At 37.8% G+C, this 16,679-nt stretch carries 13 protein-coding genes; 5 read left to right on the top strand and 8 right to left on the bottom strand.

The features are described from left to right. Positions 1-17: 17 nt before the first annotated feature. Positions 18-950 (top strand): 23S rRNA (adenine(1618)-N(6))-methyltransferase RlmF, encoded by a 933-nt coding sequence (rlmF, locus tag I6F10_RS03430; protein WP_197098449.1) that lies wholly within the window; start codon positions 18-20, stop codon positions 948-950. Positions 951-990: 40 nt separating this feature from the next. Further along, positions 991-1,995, top strand: coding sequence for a low-specificity L-threonine aldolase (ltaE, locus tag I6F10_RS03435; RefSeq protein ID WP_197098450.1), 1,005 nt, complete (start codon positions 991-993; stop codon positions 1,993-1,995). Here the strand turns inward: ltaE and I6F10_RS03440 are convergent. The 8 genes from I6F10_RS03440 to I6F10_RS03475 all read right to left on the bottom strand — a co-directional run bounded on the left by I6F10_RS03440 (position 1,978) and on the right by I6F10_RS03475 (position 11,898). Then, positions 1,978-2,562, bottom strand: coding sequence for a thymidine kinase (locus I6F10_RS03440; protein WP_154902930.1), 585 nt, complete (start codon positions 2,560-2,562; stop codon positions 1,978-1,980). The two genes, ltaE and I6F10_RS03440, sit on opposite strands and share 18 nt — an antisense overlap. Before the next feature lie 93 nt (positions 2,563-2,655). Further along, entirely contained in the window at positions 2,656-3,447 is a 792-nt protein-coding gene (locus tag I6F10_RS03445) for an amino acid ABC transporter substrate-binding protein (protein ID WP_197098451.1), read from the bottom strand. A gap of 75 nt (positions 3,448-3,522) precedes the next feature. Beyond that, complete coding sequence (locus I6F10_RS03450) at positions 3,523-3,993, bottom strand: methylated-DNA--[protein]-cysteine S-methyltransferase (protein WP_197098452.1); 471 nt, start codon at positions 3,991-3,993, stop codon at positions 3,523-3,525. After that, complete coding sequence (locus I6F10_RS03455) at positions 3,993-5,345, bottom strand: DNA-3-methyladenine glycosylase 2 family protein (protein WP_197098453.1); 1,353 nt, start codon at positions 5,343-5,345, stop codon at positions 3,993-3,995. The genes I6F10_RS03450 and I6F10_RS03455 overlap by 1 nt, the downstream gene beginning before the upstream one ends. Positions 5,346-5,419: 74 nt before the next feature. Next, entirely contained in the window at positions 5,420-6,031 is a 612-nt protein-coding gene (locus I6F10_RS03460; protein WP_197098454.1) for a superoxide dismutase, read from the bottom strand. Positions 6,032-6,053: 22 nt separating this feature from the next. Further along, on the bottom strand, positions 6,054-6,560 hold the full coding sequence (locus tag I6F10_RS03465) for a hypothetical protein (RefSeq protein ID WP_182671093.1): 507 nt from the start codon (positions 6,558-6,560) through the stop codon (positions 6,054-6,056). A gap of 79 nt (positions 6,561-6,639) precedes the next feature. Next, positions 6,640-7,122 (bottom strand): GNAT family N-acetyltransferase, encoded by a 483-nt coding sequence (locus I6F10_RS03470; RefSeq protein ID WP_197098455.1) that lies wholly within the window; start codon positions 7,120-7,122, stop codon positions 6,640-6,642. 12 nt (positions 7,123-7,134) lie between these two features. Then, the gene (locus tag I6F10_RS03475) at positions 7,135-11,898 is read right to left on the bottom strand and encodes a PAS domain-containing protein (RefSeq protein ID WP_197098456.1); all 4,764 of its coding nucleotides are present in this window, start codon (positions 11,896-11,898) and stop codon (positions 7,135-7,137) included. A 251-nt stretch (positions 11,899-12,149) separates the two neighbouring features. Here I6F10_RS03475 and I6F10_RS03480 point away from each other — a divergent pair, with 251 nt between their 5' ends. The 3 genes from I6F10_RS03480 to I6F10_RS03490 all read left to right on the top strand — a co-directional run bounded on the left by I6F10_RS03480 (position 12,150) and on the right by I6F10_RS03490 (position 16,409). Further along, positions 12,150-13,028, top strand: a complete 879-nt coding sequence (locus tag I6F10_RS03480; RefSeq protein WP_165742561.1) for a cation diffusion facilitator family transporter — start codon at positions 12,150-12,152, stop codon at positions 13,026-13,028. Positions 13,029-13,130: 102 nt separating this feature from the next. Next, positions 13,131-14,201, top strand: a complete 1,071-nt coding sequence (locus tag I6F10_RS03485) for a PepSY-associated TM helix domain-containing protein (protein WP_165742562.1) — start codon at positions 13,131-13,133, stop codon at positions 14,199-14,201. 72 nt (positions 14,202-14,273) lie between these two features. Continuing rightward, entirely contained in the window at positions 14,274-16,409 is a 2,136-nt protein-coding gene (locus I6F10_RS03490) for a TonB-dependent receptor (RefSeq protein ID WP_165742563.1), read from the top strand. Positions 16,410-16,679: the final 270 nt, after the last annotated feature.

Here is a 16,679-nt window from a genome sequence, read left to right on the forward strand (position 1 = left end):
GTTGTTAAAATGAAGCCATGAAAGAAAATAAAGCACGTTCAAAATTACACCCTCGTAACCTACATAAAAATGGGTACGACTTCGATTTATTAACAACAGAGCACCCTGCTCTACTGCCTTTTGTTATAACCACACCTGCAGGTACTAAAAGTATTGATTTTAGTGATAACAAAGCCGTTAAAACACTCAATCAAGCCCTTTTGAAAGCACATTATAATATTGATTTTTGGGATATTCCCGAGCACAACTTATGTCCACCTATACCTGGGCGTGTTGACTACATTCATTACTTAGCCGACTTATTAAGTGATGATAACCAACAACAAATACCTTTAGGTAAGCAAATTAAAGTGCTTGATATTGGCACTGGCGCTAACTTAGTTTATCCGCTTACTGGTACAAGTGAATATAAGTGGCATTTTACAGGGACTGATATTGATGCAGCTTCGGTAAAGATAGCAAAGCAAATTGCTCAGTTTAATGGTTTAAAAATAACCCTAAAGCAACAAAAAAACGCATCACATATTTTTAAAGGCGTTATAAATCAAAAAGATCTATACCATTTAACGCTCTGTAACCCTCCGTTTCATGCAAGTGAAGAAGAGGCAAGTAAAGGCAGTGAACGTAAGTGGAAAAACTTAGGAAAAACACCCAGTAGCACGCTTAATTTTGGTGGTCATAATAATGAATTGTGGTGTGAAGGCGGTGAAGTACAGTTTATCTCTAACATGATTAAAGAAAGCGAAGACTTTGCAGAGCAAGTACTGTGGTTTACGTCGTTAGTCTCTAAAAAGGATAATATTGCAGCCCTTGAAGAAGTATTAAAAGCTCACCCATTAGCACAGTATAAAATAGTTGATATGGCACAAGGTCAAAAAATTAGCCGCTTTATTGCATGGACCTACTTTGATAAAGACACTCGTGAGCAAATTTGTAGCGAGCTTGATTAATACCAATTTTATTAACAATAATAAAAAGGATAAGGCAATCATGATAGATTTTCGCTCTGATACAGTTACAAAACCAACAAACACAATGCGCGATATTATGTACAGCGCACCGTTTGGTGACGATGTATATGGCGATGATGAAAGCGTTAACCAACTAGAAGCTTATGCGTGTGAGCGTTTCAATTTTAAAGCCGCACTTTATTGCAGCTCAGGTACACAAGCCAACTTACTTGCAATAATGGCACATTGTGAGCGAGGTGACGAATACATTTGTGGCCAAAATGCTCACAATTATAAGTTTGAAGGTGGTGGCGCAGCTGTTTTAGGGTCTGTGCAACCACAGCCTATTGAAAACGAAGCTGATGGCAGCATACCTTTTAGTAAAATAGCGGCGGCTATAAAACCAGACGATTGCCATTTTGCAAAAACGCGATTGCTCAGCTTAGAAAATACCATTGGCGGAAAAGTACTCCCGCTTGAGTACTTAGCCCAAGCTCGTGACTTTGTTAATACGCATAATTTAGCGCTGCACTTAGACGGCGCACGTGCTTTTAATGCCGCTGTTGAGCTAAAAGTTGATATCACTGAAATTACAAAGCACTTTGACTCAGTTTCTATTTGTTTATCTAAAGGTTTGGGGGCGCCCGTAGGCTCTTTATTACTAGGCTCACCAGCACTTATTAATAAAGCAAGACGATGGAGAAAAGTACTTGGTGGCGGTATGCGCCAAGCCGGAATGCTTGCAGCCGCTGGACAATTTGCACTTGAGCACAATGTAGAGCGCTTAAAAGACGATCATGAAAATGCACGTTATTTGGCTCAACAATTAAGTGAAATCAGTGGCTTTACTGTCGATATGATTAACACCACTAATATGGTTTACGCAACATACAGTAGCAGTATAAATATTGAAGATATTGCTGAAGCGCTTAAACAACAAGGCATATTATTTAGCCCAAGCAAGCAGCTTAGGCTAGTTACGCATTTAGATATAACCCGCGAAGATATTGATACATTTTTAAATGCTTTATCGGCCCATATTTAACGCAGCTTTATAATGTTTGCGGCATACCGAAACATATCGGTCATTACCGCCAATTTCTACTTGGTTACCATCGGCTATTGCTTCGCCATTTTCATCGGTACGCAGTACATGGTTAGCTTTACGCCCGCAGTGGCAAACAGTTTTAAGCTCAACTAACTTATCAGCCCACGCAAGCAAATATTGCGACCCTATAAATAGCTCGCCTCTAAAGTCGTTACGCAGGCCATAACACAATACCGGTATACCGAGTTCATCAACCACATCGGTTAATTGCATTACTTGTTCTTTTGATAAAAATTGGCACTCGTCAACTAACACACAATGGCGCTTTTTATCATTATTGAGTGATTGAATAAGATCAAAAACATCTTTACTGGCATCAAATACATGCGCATCAGCTTGCAAACCAATACGAGACGATACTTTACCCACGCCTTGTCTATCATCAATGGCAGCAGTCAGGATCACAGGTTCCATACCACGTTCTTTATAATTAAATGCAGATTGTAATAACGTGGTTGATTTACCTGCATTCATTGCAGAGTAGTAAAAGTATAATTGAGCCATTGCGGTGCCATTTCATAAAAAGTCCGCTTATGCTACCTTAATATTAAATTAATACCAATTTACAAACGCGAATTTTATTTTGTCAGGGCCTGTTTATTTAAGTGTTTGTAAGTATTTAATATACACAGGTGCACTTTCAAATTTTGATAACCACTGCCACATTTGTAAGCTTAGAGCATTATTTTCTTCATAGAATTTTTTTGAAAAAACAAGATAACCATGGCTGGTTTCGTAAGGGGGATAAATAGGTTTAACATTATTACCCTCATACGGATAACTCGACACTTTTAAGCCATCTACTTGGCATAGATCAACGCTCGCCTGCACCACGCCCTTATCTAGCAACTCAAAAGCTTTGCTTTTAGAAAACGTATTATGAATAAAAAATGGTTCTTCTTTCAACGCGCTATTTAGTCCATAGCCATTAGGAATAGCTATCGTAAATGCTTTATTTTGAAATACTTCGCGAGTCTCCCATTCTTTATGAAATTTATAACGCCCTATAAGGCAGCTACTAAATTCACTTACTGCATAGTCATCTTGTAACTTACCTTGCTCATCAACAGGGTAAACAGCAACGTTTTCTCGTCCTTTGCGGTAACTGGCAATAACAGCATTAACTCGATTAAATTCTAAATCGCTTAAGCATCTACGCCATGGTTTTCTAACAAACTTAATCTCAACACCATCAATCGCTTTATCTAATAAACTTAAAACCTCAACTGAGGCATCAGGTTGATCAATAGGTATAGCCTTATCAACACCTAAAAATAGTGGTGCTGCGTTTTTATCTTCATAACAAAAAAGTAATTCTTTGGCCGTAACGCCATCGCAAAAAACAATACACTTCAAAACAAAAATATAAAGTAACGTTCTAATTTTCATAGTGATTTTTATTTATAAACTAAATCTACAGTGTAGTATGTAGAACTAAACATACAAAATATTCGTTAAATTAATTTACATTAATCCTTCGTGTTTCAGCAACCAAAGTTTCCTATCAATCCCACCAGCATAGCCCGTTAACTTTGCATTTGCGCCAATAATTCGGTGGCAAGGCACTATAATACTAATCGGATTTTTACCATTCGCAGCACCTACTGCCCTCACTGCTTTTGGATTATTGAGTTGGTTTGCAATATAGCCGTATGTTTGCGACTTTCCAAAAGGTACCGTTAATAGTGCTTGCCATACGCTTTGTTGAAATACCGTACCGTTTGTATCAAGTGGTACATCAAAAGTAGTACGTTTTTTTGCAAAGTACTCATTTAACTGCGCAGCACAAATAAGCACCGCCTTGTTAGCGACTTGCTCAAATGGCGTATGAAGGTGCTCAACTGGAGGATAAAACCCAACGTAACTCACTCCTTTATCTGTCGCTTGAATAATTATGTCGTCTATAGGGCTCGAAATGGATGTTTGAATGATCATTATAATTGCTGCCAAAGTTGAAAAGTTAAGTAAGAGCGAAAAGGAGCGCTGTTAGCAGGTACGAAAGGGTTTGCCGCCGCTTGAGCTTTTTTAACACCTAAGTCGCCATCAAGTAATATATCGGGCTGGCTTTGCCCTCGCAACTTTGCATAATTTACCGTCCAAGGACCAATTCCCTTTAAATTAAGCCATTCGTCTAAATCGTCATTTTCAGGATTTAGTGCACAAAACTGGGCTAAGTTGTGTAGCGCATTTTTGCGTGCTTGTGGCATTTTAAAAAATGCAAAATCACTATTAGCAACAATTTTAGCCGTAGGAAAATAAACGGCATCGCCCTCTTTTTCGCCTAATTCGTCAACTAACTTTGTTACTAAATTATGCGCCGCAGTAACACTCACTTGTTGTCCGAGTACCGCCCTTATACCGGCTTCAAAACTTGACCAAATCCCTGGAAGTCTGAGCCCTTCACACACTGTAAACGCATTGTTTATATTGGCGCTTAAATGCGTTTCAATTAAATTAATATCAGCATCTAAATCAAGCACACGGCGTATATTATTTATAACAGGTTGTAAGTACACCGTATTGTCTATATTGATAGATACACTAAAGTGATTTTTACTCGCTATAAATTCAGCGGTAAAGCTTCCTTTATATTCCTCACTTGCAAAAGTACGTCCGTAGCTCGTTTGTGTTATCCACTCCATTGGTTTTATCAAGCGCCTTTGTAAAAAGCTCTGCAAAGCAGGCCAATTATAAGGCGGCCTAAATGGCAGGGTTAAAGTGAGTGTTGACGTTGGTTTTTTATCGCCACTGCGCAGCTTCGAGGGAGCTATATTTAACTGCTGTAAAAATGCATCATTAAAGCGCCTAATGCTTTTAAAGCCTGCGGAAAACGCTATTTCGGTAAGGGGTAAGTGTGTTTCTTGAATCAGCTTTTTAGCAAAGTGACATTGGTTAAATAATCGATATTGCGTAATCGACACGCCAAAATACTGCTTAAACAACTGTCTTAAATAACGACTACTTACACCTAAACGAGCTGCTAATTTTTCGCAGTCGTGCTCGTCATTTTGATCTATTAACTGTTTTGCTCTAAGTGCCGTCGTTTTTGTACCCTGCCATGCTGCGCTGCCTGGGGCACTATCGGGCCTGCAACGAATACAGGGCCTAAAACCATCTTGCGCCGCGTTATGGGCAAACTGATAATAAGCAACGTTTTTTTCGTGAGCCGTTGGTGCAGGGCAAATTGGTCTGCAATAAATACCGGTACTTTTTACCGCTACGTAAAAAAGCCCGTCAAAACGAGGATCGCGACTCTGACGTGCTTTTTGCCAATGTGAAGTGTCCATAAACGGCTCTATAAATTAATCTAATAGAGCCTAGCTTATAGAAAATAAACTGTATTACTAGCCATATTCGGCACTCAACTTACTGCGGCTAGGTAGCGTTTTTCAACTTCAGTCCAATTAATTACATTATAAAAAGCAGCAATATAGTCAGGACGCTTATTTTGATACTTCAAATAGTAGGCATGCTCCCATACATCAAGTCCCAAAATAGGGGTATTTCCCTGCATTAAAGGGCAATCTTGATTAGCACTATTTTCTACAATCAACTTTTTATCTGGGGTCACACATAGCCACGCCCAACCACTGCCAAATTGACTAATTGCAGCAGCAGTAAATTCCTCTTTAAACTTATCAAAACTGCCAAACTGTTCATTTATTGCCTGAGCTACACTACCTTCAGGTTCACCTCCTCCTTGAGGGCTCATTACTTGCCAAAATAAGCTGTGATTAAAATGCCCTCCTACATGCTCTTGTACTGCTTTTTGTAAATTACTAGGCAGACTGTTTATTCCCTTAAGTAATTTTTCAGCATTTGCGGTTGCATAAACAGTATCTGCTAAAGCAGCATTGGCTTTATTGATATACGTTTGATGATGCAATGTGTGGTGAATATGCATTGTTTTACCATCAATATGAGGCTCAAGCGCATCGTACTCATAGTTAAGTGCAGGCAAAGTAAAAGCCATAAATACTCCTTTTTCTTTTAAATTAGTGCAGTTGATTGTTTGTAGTGCTCTCTGAGCATAAGCAAAAATTCACTTGCTCTATTAGCTCAGGTAAAAAATGATAGCGTCTTGCAAATAATACAAGTTCAGAGGACGTTTTAGTGTAATGATGCTTACTCACTTTTTGTATATCGTAATGAGTATGCTTAATTAGCGAACAGAGTGTTAAGTGTACTTCGCATAGCCATTTGCATGCATTTTCAGGCTGTTGCAAAGCTATATAGGTATCAGCTAAATTATGCGACGCAACAACAAGTGCAGGTATGCAATGCTCAATAGCATGGATGACATTGTTATTAATCTGAGCATATAAAAACTGCTGAAGAAGATGATCTGCAAGTGTTTTAGCTAATAAGTATTTATCGCGGGCTTCGAGAAGTGCACCTTGTTCAAATGCATAATTACCTTGCATTATATTCGACTGCCAAGGGCTTAATGCTTGATCAAGACAAAGTAAATCTGAGTGGGATTGTTTTTGATTTGAGATCATATAATCATCTGCACGTTTATTTATGGGCGTGTAGTTAACTTACACACCCACAAAACTAAATGCAAATGATTTTCATTAACTATTTAGCGAAGTCTAGTAATTCCTGCCCTGTTAAGCGATATATAATCCATTCGTTTTGCGGCTTTGCACCAATGCTATTGTAAAAATCGATAGCGGGTTTATTCCAATCAAGCACTACCCATTCAAAACGACCACAGTCATTACTAATCGCCTTATTAGCTAAGTGCTTCATAATGGCTTTACCTGTACCATTGCCACGGCTATCTGGGCTTACGTATAAATCTTCAAGGTATAGGCCATTTTTACCTAACCATGTAGAGTAATTATAAAAATAGACCGCAAAACCAATTGGCTCATCACCTTCTAAACAAATTATGCTGTGCGCAGTAGCACCTTCACTAAACAGAGTATCTAAAATAGCCTGTTCGTCTGTTTTAACTGCATCCGGTTCTTTTTCATATATGGCAAGTTCGGTAATAAAGTGCAAAATTGTTTTCGCATCACTTGGCTTTGCATCACGTATTATAACGGGTTGGCTCATTGTATTTTTACCTTAAATATACTGCTCTAATTTATCTTTTAAAATATCTAATTGAATCGGTTTGCTCAAGTAGTCATCCATTCCAGCGGTTATACAACGCTCTTTATCAGAGCCCATTGCGTTAGCCGTAATAGCAATGATCCTAATGTTTTTGTGTTGTATACCCGCCATACCTTTACGTATAGCTGCAGTTGTAGCAAAGCCATCCATAACAGGCATCTGGCAATCCATAAGAACGAGCTTAAAGAAACCAGAATCGTGAGACTCTAATATATCTATCGCTAATTGACCATTTTCGGCAATTGTAACGTCACAATTAAGCTTTTTGAGCATTAATGTAGCCACTTGCCGATTAATTGGATTATCTTCTACAAGTAATATTTGGGTAGGTTCCTGCACCTTTTCTTTTTTAAGAGAGGAAATATAGCCTGAAGTAACAAGTGGGAGTGTCTCATCTGAATCATTACTTGTTATGACTGACAGTGCAGAAATTAAATCGGCAGTGGTTACAGGTTTGGGGAAATATGCCTGAAAGCCTGCATTAGAATAGCGCTGCGCACCTTCCATACCAGCAATACTGGTCATCATTACAAGTGGCATTGATTTATAATGTTCATGTGCTTTTAGTGCTTTACACAGCTCTATACCATCCATTCCTGGCATTTGCATATCAAGCACTGCAATGTCATACATGTAATTGTTACTTTTATACTGCTGCGCGCACATATCAAGAGCTTCGCGTGCGTCACATGCAAGCGCAACTTTAGCGCCCCAGTGCTCAAGCTGCTGTGAAATTACAATTCGATTTGTCTCGTTATCATCAACAACCAAAACGGTTAGCTCTTCCATATTAATATTAGGAATATAACGTTCTTTTTGATCTCCCGGAGTCAGCATTATAGTGGCAGTAAAAGTACTCCCTTTACCGGCTTCGCTAGTGAGAGAGATAGCTCCCCCCATTAGTTCACAAAGCTGCTTACAAATAGCCAGCCCTAAGCCACTGCCTCCATATTCACGCGTTGTTGATGCATCGACTTGAGAGAAAGGGGTAAATAACTGCTGTTGCTTTTCTTCACTTATTCCTATGCCTGAATCTTTTATACTTGCAACAAATTCTAAACCTTGAGCCACTTTATTAATTTTGGCGCTTACAACAACCTCGCCCTTACTCGTAAACTTAACGGCGTTACTCAGCAAATTAGTAAGTACTTGTCGAATCCGCCCAGGATCTCCGCATAACTGCGAAGGCTCTAGCGCTACCAAATCTAAAATTATTTCTATACCTTTTTCTTGAGCAGTCAATGCTTGTGCGGCAGCAACTTCGCCAATTAAATCACGTCCATTAAAGTTAATCTCTTCAAGTTCAATTTTACCCGCTTCGGCTTTAGAGAAATCTAAAATATCGTTAATTACACCCAATAAAGAGTGCGCACTTGTTTTGGCTATACCTACTTTTGTTTCTATTGGTTTAGGGAGTGACTCTAATTGAACAAGTTCTAGCATACCGAGTACACCATTCATTGGCGTTCTTATTTCATGGCTCATGGTTGCTAAAAATTGGCTCTTCGCAATGGCTGCATCTTCTGCTTTTACAAGGGCTACTTTTAACTCCTCACTGATTACTTTTCGTTGCTGAGAAATTAAAGTACTTCCCACTAAAGTAGCCAATGATCGAAGATAAGTTTCTTCACTTTGCGTCCAATTGTGATGTTCGCCTACCGTTTCAGCGCACAAAATACCTAAATTACCATCACCAGTTGCTATTACTGCATCAAGCATCGATTTAATATTTAATGGCTTTGTATACGCTTCTATAAAATCAACAGTTGCTGGGTGCGTATAAACATCATCAATGGCTACTAAGTTTTGCTTATAAATGGCGCTATAATATGCAGGGTAGTCTTTAGCAGTTAAAACAGCATCTGTATCTACAAACCCTTGTCCATCTATGTATAAACTATGACATGTCATTACATCTCGTTGATCGTTAAAAATCCATACCGACGCACGTGCAACATTTAGCACTTCGCACATAGATTTAACGGCTAGCTTTTTAACTTGCTCTACATCACTATTTTGCACTTCAGGTGCGACTGTAAGCGCGGCTAAATTTTTGTTATAGCGGTTTGCTTTTTCGCTTTCGAGTTCAAGGCGCTTATGTGCATCAATACTTTGAAATGAACCAAAAACACGTACGCATTTACCATCTTTAAGCTCTGCTTGGCCCATTGATTTAACCCAATGCTCTTGCCCCGAATAGGTCAAAATAATAAGCTCTACACTCCAGCTTTCACCTAAAGTCACAGCGCATTCAAATAAGGTACTTATAGTGTCTCGGTGTATTCCTGGTTTATAAAAATCAATAGCAGTATCTATCCTCGGCTCAAATCCCTCTGGTACTTCGTGGATAACTTTAACTTCATCAGACCAATAAAGAGTATGCGCATCTAGGTCCATCTCCCATGCACCAATCTGTCCTTGCTTACTCATTGATTCAAGCAGGCTTTGCTGACGGCTTATTTTTAATTGTGTATTGTAACGTTCTGTAATATCTAAAATAAATCCATCTAAATACAATATATTGCCATCATCTGCGTAAATCGCTTGGCCTTTTTCGTTTACCCAATGCAAAGAGCCATCGCGGGCTTTAATTCTATACTCAACAGACCATGACTGCTTAGCGCTAACACAACGGACAATTTCATCTTTTATTTTTTTAGAATCGTCTTCACATATTAAATCAAAGAAGCAAAGGTCTTCATTGTGTATCAACTCATCGGGTGAATAACCAGTTATTTCACTCGCTTGCTCGCTCATGTAAAGCATGCTTAATTTGTCATCAAACTTACATCTATAAATAATGCCAGGGATATTTGATACCAAAGATGCAAATCTGTCTCGGCTTCCTTGTAGCTCAAGCTCTGTAGATTTTCGATCTGATATATCTAAATGCGTACCGATCATGCGTTTTGGAGAGCCATCGGTATTCCACTCAACTATTTTTGCAGTATCGAGAACCCAAATCCAATGTCCGTTTTTATGCTTCATGCGGGCTTCACTAACATAATAGTCAGTCTCGCCGGAAAAATACGCTTGAAGTTTTTTCTCCGACATAGCTAAATCATCAGGGTGAGCGTAGGTATACCAAGTATCTATAGTACAAGGTTCAATATCACTGAGCTTGTAACCTATAATCTCGGCCCAGCGGTTATTAAATGTCACATTTTTAGTATCAATGTACCAATCCCAAATACCCACTGCTGTTGAGTCAATCACTAGCTGCAACTGTGTTTTGTGTTGCTCAAGCTCTAGCTCTTGTAATTTCAGGGCTGTAATGTCAGTACGAATAGCAATATAGTTTTGCGGTTTTCCATTTTCATCTAAAAATGGTGCAATGGTGGTATCTACCCAATAAAAACCACCATGCTTAGCTTGATTGCATATTTGCCCGTTCCATATATCACCACGTTTAAGCGTTTTATACATATTTTTAAAAAATGCTTTTTCGTGTTTACCTGAATTTAAAAGGCGATGGTTTTCGCCTATTAATTCGTGTTCATCGTAGCCACTAATCTCACAAAATTTCTTATTTACAAAAGTGATGGTGCCATGCAAATCAGTTACAGCAACAATAGCGTGTTCATCTAATGCACTTTTTTGCTCGGCTAATTGTTTTAATGCAATTTGAAGTGCAGAGCGTTGTTTTTGTAATATACTTTGTTGCTCTTCTTTTACGGCTACTAAATTACGTAAACCCAATGAAAGCTGGTTAAACTCAATACTGTCGTTTATTACAGGGACTTTTACCTTGTCTCCTTTTGTAATACTTTCAACAATTTTAGCTAAGTTAATTAAAGGTCTAGAAAGTCGACGCCCAAACCACCACGATGACGTTAATATAAACAGCAATGCCCCCGCATTTGTTAATAAAGCAAGCTGTTTATAAAAATTAGCACCTTGTAGTGCAACTTCTTTTGGTTTTGTTACAAGTAACTGCCATCCAGATTCATTTAAAAACTCTAGAGAATCAATATACCCGTATAAAGTCTCTTCATTTTTATTACTGTAAGAAAAGACACGTTGCGTTGGGGAGCCGTTTTGAGAGAAAAATACTGGTTGAGAATCGTCTGAATTATTATTTTTTTGAATTTTATTATTATGCATAACATAAAATGTTATGTCTTTATTTACAGCGTGTATTTTACTTAGATTATTTAATAAGCCGTTTAAATTTATATCTGAGAGCAATATGGCTTGTAGCTTATTTTCGGTATTTACTAACGGTAAGCCAATAATATGATACTCACGCCCTGAGACTGTCATTGACTGAAATTGGATTTTACCTGTATTTTTAATACCAGAGAGTATGTTATTAAAACGTTGATCTTTAATAATATTAAAAAAGGGAGATGAAGGTAGTGATTTAACGAGGTTTACATCAATAAGCTCTACATGATTAACAAAATCATACTGCTCAATAAATTGATTAATTAATTTTTGCTTTTTATTGGGGCTGATATCAAACTGCGCCCTAAGCAAATATAAATCTTTAACATGGTCTGTAAACCAAATATCAGCAAATTGCTTACCTATATTATTAAGCTCGTTAAGTTCAGTGTCTGCATTTTGTTTAAGCGTGCTATTTACATGTTCAAGACTAAACCACGTAAGTATACAAAGTGGCCCTAAGGCTATAATTATAAAGGTTATAATTAACTTACTTCGAACAGACTGTCCTTTACCTGTTAATTCACCAAAGTTTAAACCTTTGTCCATGCTTAATATCCAGCAACTTATAATCATTTAATATTACTTACATTAATGCACTAAATATATAAAGACGCAAGTTTTGAGCGGTAAACTCCTTAAAAACTGGGTATTTAGCGTTACAATCTTAAATTCACATTTTTTAAAAAATACGCCTTTATTACTAACTTATAATTACGCTTGCTTACGCTACAACTTCTGTAGCTGTTTTAAACTCCTCGTGATATAAGCAGTATTTAATCAATGCGTTTGAGGGCATTATGGCGCACGATCACTCACATAGTCATGTTGACGAAAATCAAAGCAATAAAGAGCTCACCGTTGCTGTGGTTATTAATGTATTGCTAACCGTAGCCCAAGTTATTGGCGGGATATTTTCGGGCAGTTTGTCACTTATAGCCGATGCACTTCATAATTTAAGTGATGCTGCCTCTATATTTATCGCGCTCGTTGCACGTAAAATTGGTAATAAACCTGCTGACACCACTCATCATTTTGGCTATAAACGCGCTGAAATACTTGCCACACTTTTTAATAGCAGTACATTGATATTAATTGGTGTGTATCTAATTTTTGAAGCCATTTCGAGCTATTTAAGCCCTCAACAAATTAATGGTTGGATAGTTGTGTGGGTGGCAGCAATAGCATTGATTATTGATTTAGCAACCGCATATTTAACCTACCGAGCTGGCGCAAATCACAGTATAAATATAAAAGCGGCCTTTATTCATAACGTATCAGATGCAATGGCATCTATTGTTGTTATTATTGCAGGCACCTTAATTATTTTATACCAGTGGTATATCGTTGACTTAATTGCCACTGTGCTTATTTCTCTTTATGTAATTTATCATGGCATTTTACTATTAAAGCAAAGCTGCAAAATTTTAATGCAAGCAGCGCCTAGCAATATTGATACAGATGCAATATCACATGCTATTAGTAATGAATTTAATATCGAATCGGTAATGAGCATCAAGCTTTGGCAACTAGACGATAAAGAAAATTATTGCGAGCTTATTATTAGCACTCAGCACGTAATTGATTTAGCCGCAGTTAAAAGTTTTTTACACAACAATTTTAATATCGAAAATTGCATAATAGAAATCCGACCAATCGCGAATAAAAGCCTAATTTAATGTTCTTAATAACAAGCTAAACCAAATACATAACTATTTAATTGAAAACAGCTCGTATTATCATTTACAATATTGTCATTAACTCATAATGAGATACCGTTTTTGAAACTTTGGTTACGTAGAATTCATTTAGGCCTTGCCCTAATTAGCGGACTATTTTTATTAATAGTGAGCCTAACCGGTGCTGTTATGATTTATGCAAAAGACATACAGCACCTAATAGAGCCTGAGAAATGGCAAGTAACACCCAAAAAAAACTTAATGCCTTACGATGAACTTATACAAAATGTACAAGCTCAAACTAAGCAAAAAATCACCTTTTTTATGCCCGAACAAGCGCCAAACGCAGCATGGCAATTTCGGTTAGCCAATAAACACTACGCCAGTGTTAACCCCTACTCTGGGAGTGTACTAAACATCTATGAATCAACCGATACGATTTATGGGTTTGCTATGGGATTACATCGTTGGCTGTTGTTTGAAAACAGTAAAGGTGAAAAAACCTTTCGAAATTGGATGTCGGTGTGTGCATTGCTACTTTTAATAAATGTATTACTGGGCTTTTATTTATGGGTAAAGCCCAAAAACAGAGTTAAACGTTTAGCTATAAAACCAAAAGCCAAATTTAGAGTGCTCATGTATCAATTTCATACAGTGCTTGGTGTTTACTTTTTTATACCGCTTATACTGATTGCATTTACTGGTATGGCATTTAACTGGAAAACACAAACTCAATCGGTATTAGAATTTGTGACCTTAAACAAGGTAGAACAAAGACCTAAAGCACCAAAAGTAATAACCCCTTCTCAAGCTGCTTTAAACTACAATGAAGCAATTAAAAATGCAGAGAACGTATTTCCAGACGGTAAATTATATAGAATTTACTTACCTAAAAAGGATGACGAAGCAATTGCACTGAGAATGCAAAACCCTGGCGAAAGCCACGCTTACAGCTGGGTTTGGACTAACCCATTTACTGGTGAAGTATTAAACTCATTTGACGCCAGTAAAACCAACTTCACAACACAAGCATGGAACTTTAAGTATAAGTTTCACATTGGTGATTTTGCAGGTCCTATTGTGCAGTTTTTATGGTTATTAATAGCCCTTTCACTCGCATTTTTTATTGTAAGCGGTGTATATTTTTGGTTAAAACGTCATAAATGGAAATAAATCTCATTAACACTTGCGTCATTAGTTGATAATAATTACCATTACGTAAATTGTTATCAACTAAGACACCCCATGTTAAAAACTTCGCTTTGCCTTATTGCTATTGCAATAAGTACTAACACGTTAGCAAATGAAAATAATAAAAATGAATACACTTCTGATCAGTTAGAGCATGTCATTGTTTCAGGCAGCCGCATATCAGAAAGCATTGACGAAGTACCTGCCTCGATTACCGTTATTAATCAGCAACAAATACAACAGCATTTAAAAGTAAGCTCAGAATTGGGAAGTTTACTCGCGCAAATGGTTCCTGGCCTTGCCCCAAATACAGGCAGCTCAAGTAATTCAGGACAAACGCTACGCGGCCGCGCGCCATTAATAATGATTGATGGTGTACCGCAATCAACTCCTCTTCGTAATGGTTCTTTAGGCGTAAAAACACTTGATGCAAGTGCAATAGCGCGCATTGAAGTAATAAAAGGCGCAACGTCTATTTATGGTAATGGTGCCTCAGGTGGCATTATTAACTACATAACAAAACAGGCTCGCAGTGATGGTAAACCAGAAGGCGAAATAAGTATTTCAAGCCGCTTTAGCGCTGTTAAGTTAGCAGAAAGTGGTGGCGGCAGAATAGCGGCTGCAGTAAACGGTAAGTTCGAAAAACTAAGCTACCTGTTAACAGCAAGCTATGAAGAAAATGGCGTACAACGCGATGCGCAGGGCGATATTTTAGGCTTGCAATATGGTTTATCAGACTCTGAGACTCAAAACTATTTTACCAAACTAACTTATGATTTTGACGACGAAAAGCAACTGCAGTTTAGCTATAACTATTTCAGTTCACAGCAAAAAACTGATTTAGGCGATGTTACTGGCGATGGCAATATAGGAGAAAAAACATACGCTATACACGTCCCCTTAGAGCTTCAAAAACAAGGTAAGCCGCAAGGACCCGATGGCAACGAAAATATAACCCTAAAATATGTTGATTACGCGTTGTTTGAAAACACACAAATGACCCTCGATCTTTATAAACAAGATATAGAAAACGTATTCTTTTTCTCCACTAACCTAGCTAACCTCGATGAAGGCTATACAGGTGGCCAATCCGTTATTAAATCAGACAAGCAAGGTGCAAGGGCTACATTTAATAGTCAGTTTGATTTTGAAAACGTAACAGCCACCTTAATCTACGGTATTGATGCCTTAAACGATAAAACCTCGCAACCTTTAGTGGATGGCCGTGTGTGGGTGCCCGAAATGGACATGGAAAGTGTGGCTGGCTTTTTACAAACCAAATGGGTAATAAACGACGATATTATTGTAAAAGCAGGTGTAAGAAACGAAAGTATTGATTTGAGCGTAAGTGATTACCAAACATTAAAACTGTGTAGAACCCCTTCGCAATGCTCAGTCCCATTAAATGTGCGTGGTGATACCATAAACTATGACGCTACAACGTATAATGCAGGCATAAAATACAATTTAACAGATGCATTCAGCCCATTTTTTAGTTATTCACAGGGATCTGATATTTCTGATATTGGGCGCTTACTTCGCGCTGCAACCGTCGACGATATTGCACTTATTCAGACACAAGCATCTATAATTGACAACTACGAAGTTGGTTTTACTTCACAGTTTGAAAACGTTCGTTTTGAATTTGCACTGTACAGAAGTACTTCAGAGCTTGGCACCAGTAATGAATTTAACGAAGTAACGGGTGTTTACGAACCCGTACGCGCACCTCAAGAAATATGGGGTTACGAAGGTTTAGTTAATTATACTATTAATCAAGATCTTAAATTAAGTGCTACATACAGCTACGTAGAAGGTAAAAACACCGAAGCGGATGAATATTTAGGGGCAAAACAAATCAGCCCGCCGAAAGCCACTGCTAATTTAACATGGCAAACCAACGAAAAGTTATCACTTGCAATGAGTTTTTTATATGTAGGCGACAGAAAGCGTTTTGATAAAAATGCACAGGGCCAATACTCTGGCGATCAGGGCCCTGTTAGCAGCTACAACACATTTAACTTAAGTGGCCAATACAATGTTAACGCCAGCTGGAGTGGCTATTTTGGTATCGAAAACCTGTTCAATAGCGATTACTACCCTGCCCGCGCACAATCTTACACTTACGGTGGATATAACATTAAAGGATTAGGAACAACGGCTACCCTAGGTGCTAAATACCAGTTTTAATTAGTAATAAACTCAATAAATAGGCATCATCAGCATGCCTATTTATTTAAAAAGATAATATGAAAAGCAGTATATCTACTTATTATTTATAAATACCTCTAGTAATCATTCTCAGATACTAATACAAATAAAAAACTTTCCACAAACCAAGCAGTAACGCAAACTTAAATAAGAATCAAAACCAATAGTAACGCAATGATTTTTATAGAGAAAACTTGCAATATTGGCTATTTGTACTACACTGCATACAATTGAAATAGTTAAGGCGAT

Origin of the sequence: Pseudoalteromonas sp. SWYJZ98 (assembly GCF_015864495.1) — a bacterium.
GTDB lineage: Bacteria > Pseudomonadota > Gammaproteobacteria > Enterobacterales > Alteromonadaceae > Pseudoalteromonas > Pseudoalteromonas distincta.

What these genes read in the sequence shown, in the direction of transcription:
- rlmF (WP_197098449.1), top strand. Translation starts at nt 18, where the DNA reads ATGAAAGAAAATAAAGCACGTTCAAAATTACACCCTCGTAACCTACAT.
- ltaE (WP_197098450.1), top strand. Translation starts at nt 991, where the DNA reads ATGATAGATTTTCGCTCTGATACAGTTACAAAACCAACAAACACAATG.
- I6F10_RS03440 (WP_154902930.1), bottom strand. Translation starts at nt 2,562, where the DNA reads ATGGCTCAATTATACTTTTACTACTCTGCAATGAATGCAGGTAAATCA.
- I6F10_RS03445 (WP_197098451.1), bottom strand. Translation starts at nt 3,447, where the DNA reads ATGAAAATTAGAACGTTACTTTATATTTTTGTTTTGAAGTGTATTGTT.
- I6F10_RS03450 (WP_197098452.1), bottom strand. Translation starts at nt 3,993, where the DNA reads ATGATCATTCAAACATCCATTTCGAGCCCTATAGACGACATAATTATT.
- I6F10_RS03455 (WP_197098453.1), bottom strand. Translation starts at nt 5,345, where the DNA reads ATGGACACTTCACATTGGCAAAAAGCACGTCAGAGTCGCGATCCTCGT.
- I6F10_RS03460 (WP_197098454.1), bottom strand. Translation starts at nt 6,031, where the DNA reads ATGGCTTTTACTTTGCCTGCACTTAACTATGAGTACGATGCGCTTGAG.
- I6F10_RS03465 (WP_182671093.1), bottom strand. Translation starts at nt 6,560, where the DNA reads ATGATCTCAAATCAAAAACAATCCCACTCAGATTTACTTTGTCTTGAT.
- I6F10_RS03470 (WP_197098455.1), bottom strand. Translation starts at nt 7,122, where the DNA reads ATGAGCCAACCCGTTATAATACGTGATGCAAAGCCAAGTGATGCGAAA.
- I6F10_RS03475 (WP_197098456.1), bottom strand. Translation starts at nt 11,898, where the DNA reads ATGGACAAAGGTTTAAACTTTGGTGAATTAACAGGTAAAGGACAGTCT.
- I6F10_RS03480 (WP_165742561.1), top strand. Translation starts at nt 12,150, where the DNA reads ATGGCGCACGATCACTCACATAGTCATGTTGACGAAAATCAAAGCAAT.
- I6F10_RS03490 (WP_165742563.1), top strand. Translation starts at nt 14,274, where the DNA reads ATGTTAAAAACTTCGCTTTGCCTTATTGCTATTGCAATAAGTACTAAC.